Annotated in this window: 22 protein-coding genes and 1 tRNA gene; 7 read left to right on the forward strand and 16 right to left on the reverse strand. The window is 27.1% G+C overall.

The genetic code is table 11. The features are described 5' to 3' along the window. Positions 1-36: 36 nt before the first annotated feature. Positions 37-984 (reverse strand): GPR endopeptidase, encoded by a 948-nt coding sequence (gene gpr / locus M2214_RS11200; RefSeq protein ID WP_248477999.1) that lies wholly within the window; start codon positions 982-984, stop codon positions 37-39. Positions 985-1287: 303 nt separating this feature from the next. Between gpr and rpsT the strand changes: the two genes are divergently transcribed. Next, positions 1288-1554 carry a 30S ribosomal protein S20 gene (rpsT, locus tag M2214_RS11205; protein ID WP_248478001.1) on the forward strand — a complete coding sequence of 89 codons (267 nt, stop codon included), beginning with the start codon at positions 1288-1290 and terminating at the stop codon, positions 1552-1554. Positions 1555-1606: 52 nt separating this feature from the next. Here rpsT and holA read toward each other — a convergent pair whose 3' ends face one another. From holA to M2214_RS11235, 6 genes are all read right to left on the reverse strand, one after another. After that, complete coding sequence (holA, locus tag M2214_RS11210) at positions 1607-2638, reverse strand: DNA polymerase III subunit delta (protein WP_248478010.1); 1032 nt, start codon at positions 2636-2638, stop codon at positions 1607-1609. Then, on the reverse strand, positions 2616-3878 hold the full coding sequence (locus M2214_RS11215) for a ComEC/Rec2 family competence protein (RefSeq protein ID WP_248478012.1): 1263 nt from the start codon (positions 3876-3878) through the stop codon (positions 2616-2618). The genes holA and M2214_RS11215 overlap by 23 nt, the downstream gene beginning before the upstream one ends. Before the next feature lie 114 nt (positions 3879-3992). Next, positions 3993-4511: an ECF transporter S component gene (locus M2214_RS11220; protein WP_248478014.1), complete on the reverse strand. Its 519-nt coding sequence runs from the start codon at positions 4509-4511 to the stop codon at positions 3993-3995. Positions 4512-4594: 83 nt separating this feature from the next. Further along, complete coding sequence (locus M2214_RS11225; protein ID WP_248478016.1) at positions 4595-4840, reverse strand: hypothetical protein; 246 nt, start codon at positions 4838-4840, stop codon at positions 4595-4597. Positions 4841-5045: 205 nt separating this feature from the next. Beyond that, a complete protein-coding gene (locus tag M2214_RS11230) occupies positions 5046-6197 on the reverse strand; it encodes a GNAT family N-acetyltransferase (protein ID WP_248478018.1) in 1152 nt (383 codons plus the stop codon). Between the two features lies 1 nt (position 6198). After that, positions 6199-7083 carry a DUF2156 domain-containing protein gene (locus M2214_RS11235; RefSeq protein WP_248484837.1) on the reverse strand — a complete coding sequence of 295 codons (885 nt, stop codon included), beginning with the start codon at positions 7081-7083 and terminating at the stop codon, positions 6199-6201. A 178-nt stretch (positions 7084-7261) separates the two neighbouring features. Here M2214_RS11235 and M2214_RS11240 point away from each other — a divergent pair, with 178 nt between their 5' ends. Together M2214_RS11240 and M2214_RS11245 are read left to right on the forward strand one after the other, a co-directional pair. Further along, positions 7262-8128 (forward strand): ComEC/Rec2 family competence protein, encoded by an 867-nt coding sequence (locus M2214_RS11240; protein WP_248478020.1) that lies wholly within the window; start codon positions 7262-7264, stop codon positions 8126-8128. Positions 8129-8140: 12 nt separating this feature from the next. Further along, positions 8141-8356 (forward strand): DUF3006 domain-containing protein, encoded by a 216-nt coding sequence (locus tag M2214_RS11245; RefSeq protein WP_248478022.1) that lies wholly within the window; start codon positions 8141-8143, stop codon positions 8354-8356. On the opposite strand, the gene M2214_RS11250 is transcribed toward M2214_RS11245, so the two are convergent. Beyond that, positions 8346-9056 carry a tRNA threonylcarbamoyladenosine dehydratase gene (locus tag M2214_RS11250; RefSeq protein WP_248478024.1) on the reverse strand — a complete coding sequence of 237 codons (711 nt, stop codon included), beginning with the start codon at positions 9054-9056 and terminating at the stop codon, positions 8346-8348. The two genes, M2214_RS11245 and M2214_RS11250, sit on opposite strands and share 11 nt — an antisense overlap. An 88-nt stretch (positions 9057-9144) precedes the next feature. Between M2214_RS11250 and M2214_RS11255 the strand changes: the two genes are divergently transcribed. After that, positions 9145-9720, forward strand: a complete 576-nt coding sequence (locus M2214_RS11255) for a hypothetical protein (protein WP_248478026.1) — start codon at positions 9145-9147, stop codon at positions 9718-9720. 54 nt (positions 9721-9774) lie between these two features. Next, on the forward strand, positions 9775-10572 hold the full coding sequence (locus tag M2214_RS11260) for a hypothetical protein (RefSeq protein ID WP_248478028.1): 798 nt from the start codon (positions 9775-9777) through the stop codon (positions 10570-10572). A 37-nt stretch (positions 10573-10609) separates the two neighbouring features. Here the strand turns inward: M2214_RS11260 and M2214_RS11265 are convergent. Then, a tRNA-Sec gene (locus M2214_RS11265) sits at positions 10610-10706 on the reverse strand. A gap of 266 nt (positions 10707-10972) precedes the next feature. Here M2214_RS11265 and M2214_RS11270 point away from each other — a divergent pair. Continuing rightward, positions 10973-11260 (forward strand): hypothetical protein, encoded by a 288-nt coding sequence (locus M2214_RS11270; protein ID WP_248478030.1) that lies wholly within the window; start codon positions 10973-10975, stop codon positions 11258-11260. Between the two features lie 109 nt (positions 11261-11369). On the opposite strand, the gene M2214_RS11275 is transcribed toward M2214_RS11270, so the two are convergent. The 7 genes from M2214_RS11275 to M2214_RS18450 form a co-directional block, all read right to left on the reverse strand. Next, positions 11370-12089 (reverse strand): hypothetical protein, encoded by a 720-nt coding sequence (locus M2214_RS11275; RefSeq protein ID WP_248478032.1) that lies wholly within the window; start codon positions 12087-12089, stop codon positions 11370-11372. 105 nt (positions 12090-12194) lie between these two features. Next, a complete protein-coding gene (locus M2214_RS11280) occupies positions 12195-13097 on the reverse strand; it encodes a GerMN domain-containing protein (protein WP_248478034.1) in 903 nt (300 codons plus the stop codon). Positions 13098-13125: 28 nt separating this feature from the next. Then, positions 13126-13809 (reverse strand): response regulator transcription factor, encoded by a 684-nt coding sequence (locus tag M2214_RS11285; protein WP_248478036.1) that lies wholly within the window; start codon positions 13807-13809, stop codon positions 13126-13128. An 11-nt stretch (positions 13810-13820) separates the two neighbouring features. Continuing rightward, on the reverse strand, positions 13821-15701 hold the full coding sequence (gene selB / locus M2214_RS11290) for a selenocysteine-specific translation elongation factor (protein ID WP_248478043.1): 1881 nt from the start codon (positions 15699-15701) through the stop codon (positions 13821-13823). 10 nt (positions 15702-15711) lie between these two features. Beyond that, a complete protein-coding gene (selA, locus tag M2214_RS11295; RefSeq protein WP_248478046.1) occupies positions 15712-17115 on the reverse strand; it encodes an L-seryl-tRNA(Sec) selenium transferase in 1404 nt (467 codons plus the stop codon). A 169-nt stretch (positions 17116-17284) separates the two neighbouring features. Further along, entirely contained in the window at positions 17285-18322 is a 1038-nt protein-coding gene (selD, locus tag M2214_RS11300; protein ID WP_248478048.1) for a selenide, water dikinase SelD, read from the reverse strand. A gap of 173 nt (positions 18323-18495) precedes the next feature. After that, the gene (locus tag M2214_RS18450) at positions 18496-18732 is read right to left on the reverse strand and encodes a ComEA family DNA-binding protein (RefSeq protein ID WP_408648329.1); all 237 of its coding nucleotides are present in this window, start codon (positions 18730-18732) and stop codon (positions 18496-18498) included. On the opposite strand from M2214_RS18450, the gene M2214_RS11305 reads away from it, so the two are divergent. Then, positions 18677-18880, forward strand: a complete 204-nt coding sequence (locus tag M2214_RS11305; RefSeq protein WP_248478050.1) for a hypothetical protein — start codon at positions 18677-18679, stop codon at positions 18878-18880. The two genes, M2214_RS18450 and M2214_RS11305, sit on opposite strands and share 56 nt — an antisense overlap. Positions 18881-18882 lie beyond the last annotated feature (2 nt).

The following is an 18882-nucleotide window of genomic DNA, read 5'->3' on the forward strand; positions in this document are numbered from 1 at the left end:
TATTGAATCTATTTATAAATATTATGAGAAGATTTATTAATTTATTCCTGGATGTAGTGATTTATTTAAAGACATACTAAGTATTATAGCTAAATTGTCTATTATTTCATCTATATCCTTAGGTGTGACTACTACATTTTGGTCAAATGGCTCTAGTAATTCTTTAATTAAACTATATTTTTCTTCTTCTTCTAATGATTTTAACATATTGTAAAATTGTTTTCCTTTTGCACTTTCTTTCATAAGGTTATCTATAGTCATATCTATAACATCAGATGTTAATGTGGCAGCATCAACAACTGTAGGAACGCCAATTGCAATCACAGGTACATTTAAATACTCCTCATTCAAAGATTTTCTTATATTTCCAATTCCAGCTCCAGGAGATATTCCTGCAGTAGATATCTGTATAGTGGTATTTACTCTTTCTAATTTTCTAGAAGCTAATGCATCTATAGCAACTACTCTATCAGGTTTTATCATCTCTACTAAGGCTTTAACCGTTTCGCTAGTTTCTATACCTGTTATTCCCATAACACCAGGGCTAAGAGCTGCTACTTCACTTAAATCCTTATCCTCTTCTTTATTATAGGCTTTAAATAAATGTCTAGTAACTAATGTCTTTGATACAGTTTTAGGACCAAGTGCATCAGATGTTATATTCCAGTTTCCAAGACCTATTATCAGTGTCTTTTTATTTTTTTCATCGCCAAATAATTTATTTAATTCTGTACTCACACATCCAACAATTGTATTTCTAGATTCTTCATCATCGAATGTCAAATACTTAGATTCTATAGTAATATAGTTTCCTTTTTCTTTTCCCATTATTTCTTTTCCTTTATCGTCCATAATTTCAATTCTAGTAACTGAATAATCCTCATTTTCTTCTTTATCAACTTTAACTCCAGGTATTTCAACATCTCTTTCTTCACTATACATTTCTCTTGCTTCAATAGCTAAATCAGTTCTTATATTCTTCAAAAGTACCCCTCCATAATCTATAATAAATATTTACTATTTATTTTTTACAATTTTTTGTTTTTTTATAACTTCATATGCACATATATTATCTAAATTTTTATATATTTAAATACAAAATTTTTTAATTTTTAAGACAAATTAAGAGATTTTATTATATTTTTTCGGATTTTTGTCTATTATATTAAAAGTTACACTTTAAAATATCATTAATCTATATTTATCCTTGATTTTTAGTTTTGTTTCTGATAAAATCTACTTTGTTGATATTTGAAGAACCATTATACATACAAGGGGGTGAACAGATTGGCTAACATAAAATCAGCTAAGAAAAGAATAAACGTTATAGCTAAGAAAACAGCTTTAAATAAAGCTAGAAAATCTCAAGTTAAAACTGCTATAAGAAAATTTGAAGAGTCTTTAGTTGCTGGAAACAAAGAAGAAGCAATAAACAACTTCAGATCTGCTGAAAAGAAAATATACCAAGTAGCTGCTAAAGGAACTATGCACAAGAACGCTGCTGCTAGAAAAGTATCTAAACTAGCTAAAAAGTTAAACACTATAGCAGGTTAATATACTAGAAAAACCCCAATACACGGGGTTTTTTTTAATATCCAAACTCTGCCTATAGGCAGAATTTGGATATTATAATTTCTAAAGCCAATATATCCTTTTTAAGGCCATTTTTTATGCTGTAGTCAGCCTCTAAAAGTTCATTTTGTAGTCTTATTATCGTAGGATTATCAAATTTTTTACTTTGTATTAATGCCTTTTTTATAACATATGGATGAATTGCTAAAGATTTTGCTATAACGCCTTCTGGATTTCCTTTTCTATTTAACGCCTTAGCCTGCATTATTATTTTAAACTGTCTTGAAATCATACTCAAAACCATTAAAGGAGATTCACCTTTAACAATCATATCATTTAATATTTTTATTGCCTCACTAGCATTTTTATTTCCTATAAAATCTATTAATTTAAATATATCATTTTCTATTTTTTTAGATGATAACTCATCCACATCCTTTACTGAAGCTTTTTTACCCGATCCTACAAATGAAGTTACCTTTATAATTTCATTTTCTACATCAGATAAGGTCTTATCCGAGTTCTTATTTTGATAATCTAGATTGTTCAAAAAATAGTTCAATGTAGAACTATCTATTTCTACATTTTCATCTTTAAATTTTTTTCGAGCCCATTTAAGGAGTTCATTATTATCTAGTTTATTACAGTTTAACAATATTCCATGTTTTCCAAGTTCCTTACTAAACTTTTTTCTCTTATCTATATCCGAATAAACTACAAATATTAATATAGCATGGTCTGGAGTATTTTTTATATACTCACAAATTTCTTCTTCATCCTGTTGTGTGAAATTCTTTTTCTTACCAGTTAAAATTTCAAAATTTTTAACAACTATAATCTTTCTATCATCCATAAAAGGAATAGTTTCTAAGCTACTTATAATTTCATCTAAACTAGTTTGGCCTCCATCTATTGTAGAAAAATTAAAATCTATAAACGCACTGTTTAGACTCTCCTTAAATTTTTTTATCAATCCATCTATAAGATATGTTTCTTTACCATAAAATGTATATACCTTTTGGTATTTATTCGCTTTTATATCTTTAATTATATCCCCGTACTTCATTTATTTGCTCCTTTACTGTTTTTCTTTCGCTATATATCATATATGCCATTAAAAGTATATAATAAAGCACGACTAATTTCAAACGCACAGTTTCAAATTCTATATATGAATATTTCATATTAGATAAATAAAATACAATAGATTTTATATAGAGTATTATAAAAGAAACTATTTTAGATAACATCAAATAAATAATGTTAAAATTAATATAATAAGAAATAATACACATAAAAATCAACCCTATAAGTATTCCTACAGTAGGCACTATCAAAATATTACTTATTAAAAATATGTTGGATATAATGTTGAATTTGTAATAAACAACAGGTATAGTCAGTATACTCGCAGATAATGTTGTTGATATCAAAGGACATCTTATGTATTTATCAATTTTATTATAAAAATATATTATAGATATCGTAGCTAAAAAAGACAACTGAACTCCTATATCATATATAATAAACGGATTTATTATAAATAAAATAATTCCTACAAAACTAAGAGTAGATATACCATCATACTCTCTTTGTACGAACACAGATAAATATATTATAAAACTGAAAATACAAGCTCTAAACATTGATCCTCTAAACCCTACAATAAAGGAATATAAACATATTAATAAGCTTATTATAAAAAATTTTAATAAACTTTTAATCCTTCCGATAATAAGGGTAATAATATATATGAGTATACCTATATGAAGACCTGATAAAGCTATTATATGACTTACTCCTGCCCTTGAAAATGCTTTTTTTATATTTATGTCTAGTTTAGACTTATCTCCTAATATTAAAGCATTTATAAACGAAGAATTTTCTCTAAAAATATTCTCTGTTGAATATTCTAAACTTGTTCTCACTTTTTTTATATAGGAGTATATATTATGGGATTTGCATGATCTTATATACTCAGAATTTATTATTCCATCTACTCCTCTTGATTTCAAGTACATTCCATAATTAAACTCATCTACCATCATATTATATGAACTTTTAAAAATTCCTTTTACATAAATATATTCTCCTATATTTATTTTTTGAGTTTTATTAAAATCTCTTATCAAAAAATTCCCAACCCCGTACTCATAGTAGTATTCTTTATAAATAGCATTTTTAACAATACCTTCAACCTTTATATATTTATCTTCTATATCATAAAATTTATCCTTATAGTTTTTTGTATATACAAGTGAAATTATAATACTTATAAATAAAATTAGGAGAATAGGTCTTCTCATTTATATCATTCCTTTTTACTCAATGTTATTTGATATTATAATCAAAGGCCTATATAAACAAACAAAAATCCGGCAATTATTTTTATAATTTCCGGATTTAAAATATATTTAAATTTAGTTTTTCGCAGTCTTGTTTACTTTCATATAGTTAGTCTTCATTATTGCACTAGATACTAAAACTCCTATTATAGTACTTGAAACTCCCTGAACTGCATTCCAAGGAATAGATTCTAAAGATACTATAAAGCTTCCTTTTAATATTCCTCCACCAATATAATAACCTACTACCATAACTATAGACCCTATAACCATTGATGTAGATAATATAAATTTATTTTTATATTTTTTAACTAAAATACCTACTACTAATCCTTCAAGACCTTTTATTATTAATGTAAATAATGCCCAATGAGCATATCCACTTAATATATCAGCAAGAGCTGAACCTATTCCACCAGCTACCATACCAGCTGCAGGTCCAAACAAAACAGACGTTATAAATATTATACTATCCCCTATATTTATAAACCCATTAGTCGCAGGTACAGGAATCTGAATCATCATTGTGCCGACACAAACCATTGCAGTCATAAGTCCCATAAGAACCAAACTAGATAATTTTGTATTTTTCATAAAATTTCCCCCTATTATATTATTTCAACTCCATTATACCAAGGAAAATTTTATATAACAATAATCATTGAACCGATACAATTTCATTTTTTATTAGATTTCGCAACACTTTTGAATGCAGAGAATGACCCACTAGCAATAAGTCCTGCTATTATACCGTCTAACACGCGCTGTTTTATATCTACATTACTTTCATAAAATATACATAACACCATTCCTATAACTAATGATATTAGTGGTGCAAATTTTTTTGGAACTCCTGCTGTTTTTATAACTTGAGTTATACTGACTATTAAAGGTATTATTATAAGATACGAATAAGCTTCCATCCTATTCACCTCCTATAATATCTTTATTCACAAATAATATCTTTATTCACAAAATCCGTCTAATGCTACCTCATTGACTCATGTCGCCAACGAGTCTTACAGACTTCATTGTTCAAAATAATTGTTACTTCTGTTCTCTAAGTAATATTATCTGCAGTTTAAAAATTCTATAATTTAACCAAAATTAAAAAGGGCACTTGGCTCTTTAAACGTATTCATTTATATAATTAGTCTTTTTATTAAATATTTTCTTTAAAATATTAATACAACTAGTATTTCTCATATCTATATTTCCTAAAAACACTGCTTCATCTACATCTATATAAGAAAAAGCCAATTGGCTAAATGTATTTATATCTATGGAAACATCTTCTTCATCAGTAGATAAACACTCTATCACGTCTTTATTATTTATCAAAAATATCTTATTGTTTTGATCTATAAACTCATCTTTTACTTTCAATTTTAAATTTATATCTTCCTTTATATTTAAATCATTTATAAATTTTTGGACATTTATTACTCTTCCCATCATAAATGGCTTTATGTTCATATTTATTTTTTTAAGTGTTGGAATTATAAGCTTTATTTTGTCATCGATGACAGAGTTAATGCTAGCTTTTTTAAATTGAGTATTGTGATTGTATATAAACTTTAATATAGATTTTAAAGAATCTATATTTTTATAAGCAATTTCTCTTATGAACATAGTATCGTCCATTTTAAAGTATATTATATATCCATCTATTTTTTCTTCATTTTCATGCATATATATATATCCGCTTTCTGATTCTATTTCTTTAAATAATATTTCATAATATTTTTTATCCCTTTTTACGTATCCATTTTTATTTTTTAAAAAGCAATCGTAAATATCTATAATAGAATTAATATCTTCGTTTGAAGCTTTTTTAAAAATACCATTTGATTTAAAATCTTTTAAAAGCTCCATATCTATTTCATAGTTTATCTGATCATAGCAATGTTCATATCCAAACTTTCTATACAATCTATAATCTATAGGCATAAGTACAGATACTACTTGACCCTTGTCATAGAGATATTCAAGAGAAGCATTCATCAAATCCTTCATAACACCCATTCCTCTAGCTTCAGGGAGTGTAGATACACCTACAACATAAGATGTATCATATATATTATTATTTATTTTTATTTTATATTGATTTAGTTGAAGAGAAGATATTATTTTATTCTTATATTCAACTACTAATGTATTTTTACATTTATATTTATCATCAAAATAATAATTCATGAACATTTCAGTATCGCCAAAACAGTATTCCCACATATTTTTTATTTCTTGTAGATCATCATTATATGCAAATCTAACTTTCATATTAAACCTCCAGTACAGTATATTTCTCTACGAATTTATATGGATAATAAGATAGTTTGGCTTTTCTTAAACCTGCAACCCCTAAGTCTTCTTCTCTATTCACGAATTCAACATCTTCAAATTCGTTTTCTAAAAACAACTTATTTATTATAGGATATAATCCTCTTATTTCTGCATTAGCTTTTTCTACATGTATAAGTGCCATATTCTCATTTAAATATTCTCCAAATGTAAATGCTTCTAATTTAGAGTCTATATAGATTCCTCCTACTTTTACATCTAGCTTATCGTAGTTTTTAAATACCTTCTCAATTGCAATTTTTTCACTTAATATACTTTCATCATCTTCTTTATTTTCAGTCCATTTTTCTAAAAGGTTTAGGCATTCATCAAAATTCTCTTCATGCAATCTTTTATACTCAAATCTACCCTCATACTCTTTTAAAAAATAATTAATATGATTTCTTTTCTTTTGATATTTTCTACCCGGAAGTTTCCTTAAGTTTTCTCCTAAATATACATAATCAAAATAGTCTCTTTCTTCTATATAATTAAATTTTTCGTTATAATTTTCCTTTAAAAATTCAACAAATTCTCCTGTTGCAGCTCTTAAATGGATTTTTTGATCATTGTTTTTAAAATAATCTACAATAAATTCAAATGCGTCTTTTAAATTTTCCTTTTCGGCGAGAGGTATTACAGTGAATTTCTGGTCCTCATATTCACCTATAATAACTATAAAATTTTTTCCTTTATAATACATAGTTTTATATAAATGCTGCCACATGAATAACGTTGTAAAGTTATATTCACAAGCTTCATAATTTAAATTTTTTAAATATTCATCTAGTTCATTTTTTACTTCTATATCTACTGGTTTAAAAATGTGAATCTACCTCCTTTGACTCTATCTATTCTATCATATATTCTTGTATACCCTCAACAGGTATTTGTAATCATCAACTTGAAGTTTTTAATAACTTTTTAATATATTCCCCATTTTCTTTTTTGATAAACTTATTAATTTTGTGAAATAACTCAATACTATTTAATGGAGGTGGCTTATGAAAAGAATATTCTTAGTAACATTTATTATATTATCAACTATCCTTTGCAGTTGTTCACAAATAAATGAAGAATCTATAAATTGTAGTTTAAATAAAAATTTGCTTTCTGTTCATTTTATAGATGTAGGACAGGGTGATAGTACTCTTTTAATTTCTCCAGACAACAAAACCATGTTAATAGATGCAGGAGATAATTCTCATGGTCAAAAAGTAGTTGATTATTTAAATAAACTTAATATCAAAAAAATAGATATTTTGGTAGGAACACACCCTGATGCAGATCATATAGGAGGTCTTGATTATATAATAAACAATTTTGATATAGGTTATTTTTATATGCCAAATAAAAGTCATAATACAAATACATTCAAAGATGTTCTCTTAGTAGCTAAAAATAAAAGCTTAAAAATACATAAAGCTAAATCAGGAATGAGTTTTTCATTAGGTAAATTTATTAAATGCAATGTTTTAAGTCCTATGAAAAATTATAGCGAAAATAATTTATGTTCATTAGTTATAAAATCAACTTATAAAAACAAAAGTTTTTTATTCGCAGCAGATGCTGAATTTCAAAATGAGCAAGATATGATAAATTCAAATTACAATGTAAAATCTAATATTCTAAAATTAGGTCATCACGGAAGTTCATCTTCAACAAGCGAAGGTTTCCTCTTAAAGGTAAGTCCTGATATTGCAATCATTTCTTGCAAGCATAATAATAAATACAACCATCCAAGTGAAAAAACATTGACTCTTTTAAAAAAATATAATATACCTTTGTATAGAACAGATAAACAAGACGATATAGTGCTTTTTTGTGACGGCTATGAGATTTTTAGTTATAAGAGACCATTAAAACTATAGGAGATGATTTTGATGAGAGGAATAATAGATAGATTTGAAAATAAATTTGCAATAGTAGAACTTGAAGATAAATCATTTATAGATATAAACATATCAAAACTTCCAAAATCAGCAAAAGAAGGAGATGTAATATTAATAAATAAAGATAGCATCTCCTTGGATTTGAATGAAACAAATAAACTAAAAAAAGAAGTAAACGATTTAATGAATGAACTATTTATTGACTAACTATATCATTAACTACAACAGATGCTATTATAAGACCACCTACAGAAGGAACAAAAGATGTGCTTCCAGGAGTTTCTCTCTTTGACTCACTAGATATACTCTTAACAGGCTTTATAGGTTTCTCTGTTGAATATGCAACCTTTAATTTTTTGATATTTCTAATTTTTAGTTCTCTTCTCATAACCTTAGCTAAAGGGCACATATGAGTTTTAGTTATATCTGTAACCTCTATCTTAGTAGGGTCTAATTTATTTCCCATACCCATAGAGCTCATTATTCTTATATCATTTTTATAACATCTCTCTATTAAATCTATTTTAGACGATACCATATCAATAGCATCTACTACATAGTCATAATCTTTGCTTAACAGCTCATCTGCACTATCTTTGTCATATAATCTCTTATGAGCTATAACATTTATATCAGGATTTATATCAAGTATTCTTTTCTTCATACATTCAACCTTACTTTTTCCAACAGTACTATGAAGAGCTGGTAATTGCCTATTTATATTGGTTATATCTATATCATCATGATCTACCATTATTAAAGTTCCTACCCCAGCTCTAGCTAAAGCTTCACATACAAAACTTCCCACTCCCCCTACTCCAAAAACTGCAACTTTCGAATTCTTAAGCTTATTCATTCCTTCATTTCCTAATAAAAGTTCTGTTCTCATAGAAAAATTTTTCTGCATACTATGCCTCCTATTTTTATTTTTTAATCTAAAACACCTATATAAATCATATAATATTAACGATATATCATTAAAGGAAGGTGATATTATGATCAACAGAATAAATAGTTCTAGAATCAACATTATGAAAATCACTAATAAATCTCCAGTTAATAATATACCCAAAATCGATCCAATAAATAAAGTTAATAAACCTACAAACGATACTTTAAGCTCTAATTTTGTATTAAATTCGGACCATTTTTATAGTAAACTACAAAATAAGAAAAAAAACAATATAAAATTCAAAAAAGTACCTAAAAAAGTTATCTACAAAAAAACAAATAAAAAAAATCCTCCTTTAACAAAAGAAGATAAAGATATAATCTCTGCAATAAGAAATTTTGTAAATGCGTATAATGAATCTATACTATATTTCAAAAAATCACCAAAATATATAAATAATTATCCTATAACTAAAATATCTAAATTAATATCGAATTACGAAGATACTTTAAAATTAGCAGGAATCTATTTAAATAATGAAAATTATTTATTGTTCAATGAAGAAATTTTAAAGTGTAATTTGAATAAAAATAAACAAAAAATATACTCTTTATTTGATCTTGATGACGGGTTTATAAAAAAAATATTAGATGAGATAAACAACCTAAAAAATATATAAAATTATTAGAATATGCCCAAGCCATATATTAATAAATATGTAAGGGGTGATTTTTTGAGAAAATTAGTATTTATTTTAAGTATTCTAATAGCAATCAACTGTTTTATACTTTTTCCTAAGTGCTATAATAGCTTAATCGATAAAAATGTAGTAGATAATTATTTAAGTTCTTCTGAGGATGACCCAAAGAACGAGGTGTTGAGAAAGCAAATAATAAAGAATGTGTTAAATGCTACTGGATATAACAATTGGAATGAATACATAGATTATATAGACCTTAAAATATATAAGTTAGATGTTCTTCCTAATGATAAACAGGACATTCTATTTAGTCTAAATTTATCCAAAGACAACGCATTAATAGCCATATACGAGGACAGTATGAATGATAAGTATTTTTACAAAACTAAAATAACAAATCTGTCTCCAGTAAAAAACATATCTTTATTTAAGAATTTTTTAGTAGTAGAACAATTATTAGATGAACGTTTAGGTGCTTTCTTTATAGATAATTTTGTTGAAGTCTTCTATTTTGATAATAACTCGTTTAAAAATACTTTCAAAAAATCTATTTATTACGATGAAATATACAAGGATATTTGGCTTGATAAAAATGCTCCTAATGATATTTGGAATAAAAATATCCAAAAAACATCAATAGATTATCTAGATGAAGACATTCCTAAAATACTTGCAATAACTACAAACATTCAATCAAAGGCAAAGTCTGTATCTACACCTAAGAAAGAAGACTTTAAAGAAATTAGTAAAACTTCACAACAAGAGCTATACACTTGGGATGAAAATGAAAAGATTTTTAAATTAACAGAGAAAAAACAATTAAACGAATAAAAGACCTCTTATATAAGAGGTCTTTTATTCGTTTAATTGGCGGGAATATGTAGGAATCGAACCTACCCAGGAAGCTCTTAACTCCCCGAACTGGTTTTGAAGACCAGAGGCAACACCAGCCACCATCTACTCCCATGTTATGACTTTCCCTTACCACCTCTATATAATAACATGCATATTGTATTTTTGCAAGTACTTTTTGTCATTTTTGCTATGATTTTGACGATGTAATAGGATATGTTAATAAAACACAATTGATATATATAATATTTCTATAGTAATATTCCCAATATTATCGCAAATATTCCTCCAATTTCTTATACATTAATTATGTTATAATAAAAATAAGTTCTATTAATAATTTTTCATTACTTTGTTAAACAAAGGAGGCTATAATTTTATGGACGAAAGAAAAGATTTTAATGATGAATTAGAAGAATTAAAAGAATGGCAAGACAATCAGTATAATCCTGGACATTACATCGGGACTGGAAGAGTAAAAAAACCTTTAACAGGATTAAACAAATATCCTTTATTTTTAATAATTTGGGGAATCTTTATGCTATTACCTTTTATTTATACTCTATTTAAGAATGGATTTAAAATAGAATCAATACAGTTTATCATTGCTTCAATAGTACCTATTGGATTAATAATAGGAGGTATACAAAGGTTAAAAAATAAATAATAGTTATTTGAAACTTGCATAAGTTTCAAATAACTATTATTTAATATATCATAATTTAAATTGTTATTAAAAAAGACTAATTAATTTTTTGTAACTTCTGCTTATACTTTTACATTTTTTTAAAAGGATTGTTATCGATAGCAGTTACAAATAAATAAGGATATTTCTTTTTTAAATGCCTCATATAATACACCCATTCAGTTAATATATATTTATACACTCTTTTAACATCAATTTCCATGTGCTCTATATCGTCTTTAGATAATGTAGATATATCTCTGATTATCAATTCCTGCTCTAAGTGTAATATAGAATTTAATAATTCCGTAAAAGTTTCATGCTCAATTAGATTAGGGTTTTCTAAAAGTCTCATAGTAAAATCTTTTTTGCTTACAAGAAAAGATTTTACTTTTTCAAAATCAACATCTTCTATTTTTATGGAATATGTATGATTATTTATAATTTTTACAGCATTATTAAAATCAGAATCTGACCAGTTATTTGTAATAATCAGTTTATCTTTTATATTTCCTACATTTTCATCATTACTTGCACAAAATTTCAATATTTCAGTTCCAGCCTCAGTAAAAAATACTCCTATGATTATATTTAGTTTCTGAATAAGATGCTGTTTTTCTCTTTTTTCAATAACTCTATCTATAATCAATGTTACAACAAGAACTTCTATAGGTATAAATGCTAAATCTTCCAATAAAAATACAAACATATGGTGAAGATCATGAAATACAATATAATTTATATAATACAATACAGCTGATAGTATCAGCAACATAATTCCTAGTTTAATCTGCCATTTAGTATTTTTCATATAATACAGCCTGTCCATCAGATAATCTAATACAGGTCTCTCGCCCCCTTTATAATTTGCAATCCAGCCAAAAGCCATATGAATCAAAATTCATATGGCTTTTAACTAATGTTTTACCAAGCTTTCATCTCTAGAAAAAGGTTTGTTAAATTCATAATGAGAAAAACCTTCTACACTTTTTCCTTCTATTAAAAATAATACACTATTTATATTTTTAAATTCTGTTAAAGAGTTTACTATACTGTATATAGCCATAGTCTGAGCTGTTGATCCTCCACTTGAATTTTTTATAAACTCTTGGCTTAAGTCTACATTTGCTATTCCCTTATCCTGTGAATAGTTCAATAATTTAGTTCCTTTAGGTACTACGTTATATTCTTGCTTATCAGATTCGATTATAAGCTGCTCGATAACCTTTTGACCTATTAATTCTCCTTCTTTTACTACAATATTAGTTTTAATAGGGACAAGGTATTCTAAATTCTCATCCGGAAGATATAGAGTAAGAGATGCATTTTTTTCATCACTTAAATTAAATGCTTTTAATATTCCATACTTTTCACCATCAGGAGATATCAAGTCCTTACCTTCGATTTTTATTTCTATACCATTTATTTCTTCAAATTGATTTAAAGTATTACTAATAGTTATCACCGAATTAACTTCATCCATATCTGATTTAAAATCGAAAAAATCCTTAGATAAGTCTATATGCAATATATCATCTTCTTTGTTTATAGATACTATTTTTGTTTTTTCATTTATACTTCTAACCATATTAGAAGAATAAGGACCATTTAATAAAGCTTTTAAAGTAACATCGTATTTTTCCCCGTCTATATACTCTACAGGCCTTGTAACCCAATGTATCTTTGAATTGTCGATACTAGAGTAATAAAGTTTAACTTCTTCTTTTTTGATATCGCTATTTGACGCTTTATTATTGCATCCAGCTGCAAATATCATCAGAATTGATATCATCATTATAAAATATAATTTTTTTCTCATATTTACCTCCTAAACTAAATAGGTTTTTTTAACTTTTTTTAAAGTAGTATCCCTTTCCCCATTTAGTTAATATGTATCTCGGACTTGAAGAGTTCATTTCTATTTTTTCTCTAAGTCTTCTTATATGAACATCTACCGTCCTTAAATCTCCATAATATTCATATCCCCATATTTTTTGAAGTAAATACTCTCTATCAAATACTTCTCCCGGATTAGTTATTAGAAATAATAATAAATCAAATTCTTTCCCTGTTAAATTTATATATTCTTTTTTATAAATAACTTTTCTACCAAGTGTATTTATTTCGAAGTTTCCAACCTTAAATTCAGATAGCATTCCTACATCTTCTATTTTTTGAATTCTTCTCAATATAACCTTTATTCTAGCCTTAAGTTCTAATATATTAACAGGTTTTGACAGACAATCATCGGCTCCAATTTCAAGTGCCATTATCTTTTTATAGTCTTCTCCTTGTGGGGTTATCATTATTATAGGTACCTCTGATATATCTCTTATTTCTTTACACAACTGAAATCCGTCTTTTTTTCCTATTTCAGAATCTATTATTATTATATCATAATCGCTATATTTTTTGCTTAAAGCCTCTTGTGAGCTACTGACTTTATCAATTCTATAGTGTTCATATTCAAATGCATATTTTATTTCCTTTATTAATAATAATCGAGAATCTATTATTAATATTTTTACCATAAGCATTCCTCCTAGAAAAGCATTCTTTTGTCTCCTAGTCTTTTTGTTATCTTGTTTCTATCAAAATCTTCTAAAAGGGCCATGGCATACTTTCTACTCGCATCTATTAAATCCCTAAATTCCGATAAAGTCAAAGTCTTCTTTTCTTCTAAATGTTTTTTCACCATATCAACTGCCATGTCATAATTCTCCTTATGATATATAATATCATCAGTAACCATAACAAGTGTATCTCCTAATAATGCTTCTAAAACTTCTCGATACTCTTTTCTATCTTGTATAATTTCAGATATATTTCTAGGTGTTAACTTATCATTTTTCAACTTAGTTTCTATATCTTTTTGTATATTTAATTGGGATTTGTTAAATGCAACTTCAAAATCATATAAGCTAGCTATATTATCTACAATCTTTATATCATTATCCTTTACTATAAGATTTAATAAAACATCAAAATCCTTAGTTTTTAAATTTTTCTCTATTCTAGTTCTTAATTCTTCTTTAGATATTCCTTTTTTAAGAGGATTGTTTTTATGAGAATTAGATAATACTCTTATAATATTATTTTTTAAATCATCATAAAAACTCTTGTGTATGTATATACTGTTTATATTCATGATCTTGTTTTGTTCACACAAAACATCTATCTCTTGTTGTATTATTTCCCTTTTTTCGCCAATGTAAACAGCAATATCATTTAAAATAGGGTATTCTTTGCTATGTTTTTTTATAATTTCTTCTATTATTTCTTTTAAATCTCCTTTTTCCTTTAACTGTAGAGAATTAAGAACATCTGCATCAAATCTCTTGTGTTTTTTAGGATTTGAGTCAAGTATAATTCCTCCACCTATAGTTTCCATAGGAGAATAAAATCTTATTACAAACATATCCTTATTCTTAGCTACAATAGTTTCTTCAAGCCTTATTTGACAATAACCTTCCTCACCCGGATTTAAAACCTCTTTGTCTATAGGAACTATTCTACCTAGGATTTCTCTAGTACCATGATAAAACCTTATTCTATCCCAGTATTTTACCATTCTAGACGAATGTTTAACTAAAGAAAGTTTTACATCCAACATCATAGATTCACTTAATGATTCAGGATAAGCTAATACATTTCCTCTTTCAATTTCATCAACCTTAACATTAGATAAATTTATAGCTACCCTTTGACCTGCATAAGCTGTTTTTACAGATTGTCCATGAACCTGTATACTTCTAATCTTTGTAGGTTTATTTTGAGGGTATATATTTAAAGTATCATCTACATCTATACTCCCCTCTATCAATGTACCAGTAACTACAGTTCCAAATCCTTTAACAGAAAAAGCTCTATCTATATTTAATCTAGGCTGAGCATTTAAATTTTTATCTTTAACCTCATCACTTATCCTATCAATCTCACCTATTAATTCATCTATTCCTCTTTTGCTTATAGAATCAACTTCTATTATAGATACATCTTTTAAGAAAGTATCTTGAACCTTCTCCTTTACATCCTCTTTTATAAGCTCTAAGAAATCATCTTCTACCATATCACACTTTGTTATTACTATAATTCCTTTTTCTATATTTAAAAAACTCATAATATCTAAATGTTCAACAGTCTGAGGCATAACGCCCTCATCTGCAGCAACAACAAGTAAAACCATATCTATACCTGATATACCAGCCAACATGTTTTTTATGAACTTTTCATGACCTGGAACATCTACTATACCAGCTCTTTTTCCACTAGGTAAATCAAAATAAGTAAATCCTAAGTCTATTGATATACCTCTTTTTTGTTCTTCCTTTAATCTATCTGTCTCTCTTCCTGTAAGAGATTTTATAAGAGTTGTTTTTCCATGATCTATATGTCCTGCTGTTCCTATTATTATATTTTTCATACTAACCCTCCTATTTTAGCACTGTCTCTAGTTGTTTTGATATAATCTCAAATTCATCATCAAATATAGTTCTAACATCTAAAACGTATTTATTATCATACACTCTAGCTATAATATTATCTTCGCTAAGTCTTAATCTTTCCTCAAGCTCAGACACACCCATGTTCTTAGGAACTATAGTTATAACCTTAGTATCTATAGTTTCAAGAGGCATAGATCCTCCTCCAACTTGAGAATGTCCATCTTCGATTTTAATATCAGCATCTAAATTCTTGTTTTCTATAATCTTATATAATGTTTGAACTTTATCATTTAATTCATCCATAGAATAAGTTAGCATTCTTAAAGTAGGTATTTCCTTAACTGCCTTTTTCTCATCTAAATAAAGTCTAAACGTAGCCTCAAGAGCTGCTATAGTTAATTTATCTACTCTCAATGCACGAGTTAACTGGTTTTTCTTCATTTTTTCTATATATTCTTTCTTACCTACAATTATTCCAGCTTGAGGCCCTCCTAGTATTTTATCTCCACTAAAAGTTACTATGTCTGCACCCTTTTTAAGAGAATCTATAACCGTAGGCTCATAGCTAAGACCATATTTTGATATATCAACAAACAAACCACTACCTAAGTCTTCAATTACAGGTATGTCATGTTCCTTTGATAGTTTAGATAATTCATCTATATCAACACTATCAGTAAAACCTAATACTCTATAATTACTAGTATGAACCTTAAGTAATACTCCTGTTTCTTCGTTTATAGCCTCTTCATAATCTCTCAAGTGAGTCTTATTAGTGGCACCTACCTCTCTTAATATTGCACCACTTTCTTCCATAACCTTAGGTATTCTAAATGATCCTCCAACCTCAACAAGTTCTCCTCTTGATACTATAGCCTCTTTATTTTTTGACATAGTACTTAGAACTAATAAAACAGCTGCTGCATTGTTATTTACTACTAGTACGTCTTCAGCTCCTGTTATTTTTTTAATTATTTCTTCCAGATGAGAATATCTAGAACCTCTCTTACCATTATCTATATCGTATTCTAAATTAGAATATCTTGACGCTACTTGCCAAACATCCTCTTTTATAATATCAGCTAAAAGAGATCTTCCTAAATTTGTGTGTATAACTACTCCAGTTGCATTTATAACCTTTTTTAATGAAAGAGAATAAGATAATCTCAATTCATTTACAATATTATTTATAAATTCATCATAATCTATAGAAAAATCCTCTGCTTGCTCTTCCTTTAAACTTATTATATTTTTTCTTATAGCATCTATGTTTTTTCTTATTGTATCAACAACTAAACTTCTAGGGTATTCTTCGATTAATTCTATTACAATTTTATCATTTAGTACCTCATCTACAGATGGTAATAAAGAAAATAGTTTCTTCTTATTCAAGTTGATCGCCCCTTCATCTATTTTTAGTTTGATTAATATATAACTTTTTCAAAAAATACTTTTTACAATCAATTATAACATATTTTAGACTATAAAAAAGTCTTCCTATGAACATTTTAAACGTATACTTTTTTAAAATTTGTAAAAAAATAAAGAGGGGCTAGCCTCTTTATTTAACTTTTATATGTTTACCTTCTTTTTTGACCACATTTCCTATTATCTTCGCCTCTATAGACCCATTTTCTATCATTTTATTTATTAACTCATCTGCTTTTTCTTTTTCAACTGAAACTAATAATCCTCCAGATGTTTGTGGGTCATATAAAATATCCATTATATGTTGCTCTATGCCTTCACTTTCTACATCATCTGACATATAACTCATGTTTTTATACATTCCCTCTGGAATTATTCCCATCTTAGCAAAGTCAATCGTAGAGTTTATTATAGGAACTTCATTAGAGTTGATTTCAATACAAACATCAGATGCTTTTGCCATTTCAAGAGTATGTCCTAAAAGTCCAAACCCAGTTATATCCGTTACCGAGTTTACATCTACTTCATCAAAAGCAATAGCTGCGTATTTATTCAAATGAGTCATAATCTTAATTGCTTCATCTTCTACAGATTTATCTGCTATATCAGCTTTTATAGCAGTATTTATTATACCGGTTCCAACAGGCTTTGTTATAACTAATACATCTCCAACTTTAGCTCCTGCATTTGATAAAACTTTATCAGGATGTACAAGCCCAGATACAGAAAGACCATATTTAGGTTCTTTATCATCAACCGTATGTCCTCCTACCAATAAGGCTCCTGCTTCCTTTACTTTATCAAATCCACCCTTTAATATTTCACCAAGTATGCTCATATTTTCACAAGATGGAAAGCATACTATATTCATGGCAACAGTAGGTTTCCCCCCCATTGCATATATATCAGATAATGAATTTGTAGCTGCTATTTGACCAAATAAATAAGGGTCATCTACAACAGGTGTAAAAAAATCTAAAGTCTGTATCAATGCCATTTCTTCATTTAATTTATAAACAGCAGCATCATCCGCTGTATCAAGACCAACTATAAGCTTATCACTTTCTATTTTCGGCAGATTACTAAGAGCTTTAGCCAGATCCTCTGGCCCAATTTTTGCGGCTCATCCTGCAGAAGTCGTCATCTGAGTTAATCTTATTTTATTTTCCATTTAGATCCACCGTCCTTCTTGGTACAAAATTAGCTTCATACTAGCGCATAACTCATGTCGCTAACATAAGTATATAATATCATATTTTGTTTTATAGTTGTATTTATTTTACTTTTATATCGTTTTTTATCGATTCGAACTTTTTCTCACCTATTCCTTTTACCATCATTATCTCATCTATTAGTTTTGAAATTTCCATTTTGGCTTCTATATTCTACAATTCTTGAAGCTGTAACATCTCTAATTCCATTCAAGGATTTAAGTTGACTAGCACTGACTCTATTTATATTAATCTTAGCTTCCCAAGGAAATAAAGAAAATGCTAAAAAATATGAAGATTTAAATAATTTGAAAATGAGTTTAAATAGATCCGTAGATACTTCTGAAAAGAAAAGTAAGAAAGTAAACAAGCCTATATTTGCTATAGCATTACTTACATGCTTACTCCTTTTATTTGTTTTAGTAAATATATTTATGGTTGCAAAAAGTATAAATATAGCAAATAAATTCAATAATAGTAAAAATAGATATAAAGATTTAAGATTACTATATCTATAAAA

It is taken from the genome of Tepidibacter aestuarii (genome assembly GCF_934924865.1).
Lineage (GTDB): Bacteria > Bacillota > Clostridia > Peptostreptococcales > Peptostreptococcaceae > Tepidibacter_A > Tepidibacter_A aestuarii.

Coding starts and splice junctions, on each gene's coding strand:
- holA (WP_248478010.1), bottom strand. CDS start 2,638: ATGAAGTACGGGGATATAATTAAAGATATAAAAGCGAATAAATACCAA.
- M2214_RS11215 (WP_248478012.1), bottom strand. CDS start 3,878: ATGAGAAGACCTATTCTCCTAATTTTATTTATAAGTATTATAATTTCA.
- M2214_RS11220 (WP_248478014.1), bottom strand. CDS start 4,511: ATGAAAAATACAAAATTATCTAGTTTGGTTCTTATGGGACTTATGACT.
- M2214_RS11225 (WP_248478016.1), bottom strand. CDS start 4,840: ATGGAAGCTTATTCGTATCTTATAATAATACCTTTAATAGTCAGTATA.
- M2214_RS11230 (WP_248478018.1), bottom strand. CDS start 6,197: ATGAAAGTTAGATTTGCATATAATGATGATCTACAAGAAATAAAAAAT.
- M2214_RS11240 (WP_248478020.1), top strand. CDS start 7,262: ATGAAAAGAATATTCTTAGTAACATTTATTATATTATCAACTATCCTT.
- M2214_RS11245 (WP_248478022.1), top strand. CDS start 8,141: ATGAGAGGAATAATAGATAGATTTGAAAATAAATTTGCAATAGTAGAA.
- M2214_RS11250 (WP_248478024.1), bottom strand. CDS start 9,056: ATGCAGAAAAATTTTTCTATGAGAACAGAACTTTTATTAGGAAATGAA.
- M2214_RS11255 (WP_248478026.1), top strand. CDS start 9,145: ATGATCAACAGAATAAATAGTTCTAGAATCAACATTATGAAAATCACT.
- M2214_RS11270 (WP_248478030.1), top strand. CDS start 10,973: ATGGACGAAAGAAAAGATTTTAATGATGAATTAGAAGAATTAAAAGAA.
- M2214_RS11275 (WP_248478032.1), bottom strand. CDS start 12,089: ATGAAAAATACTAAATGGCAGATTAAACTAGGAATTATGTTGCTGATA.
- M2214_RS11280 (WP_248478034.1), bottom strand. CDS start 13,097: ATGAGAAAAAAATTATATTTTATAATGATGATATCAATTCTGATGATA.
- M2214_RS11285 (WP_248478036.1), bottom strand. CDS start 13,809: ATGGTAAAAATATTAATAATAGATTCTCGATTATTATTAATAAAGGAA.
- selB (WP_248478043.1), bottom strand. CDS start 15,701: ATGAAAAATATAATAATAGGAACAGCAGGACATATAGATCATGGAAAA.
- M2214_RS11305 (WP_248478050.1), top strand. CDS start 18,677: ATGAGTTTAAATAGATCCGTAGATACTTCTGAAAAGAAAAGTAAGAAA.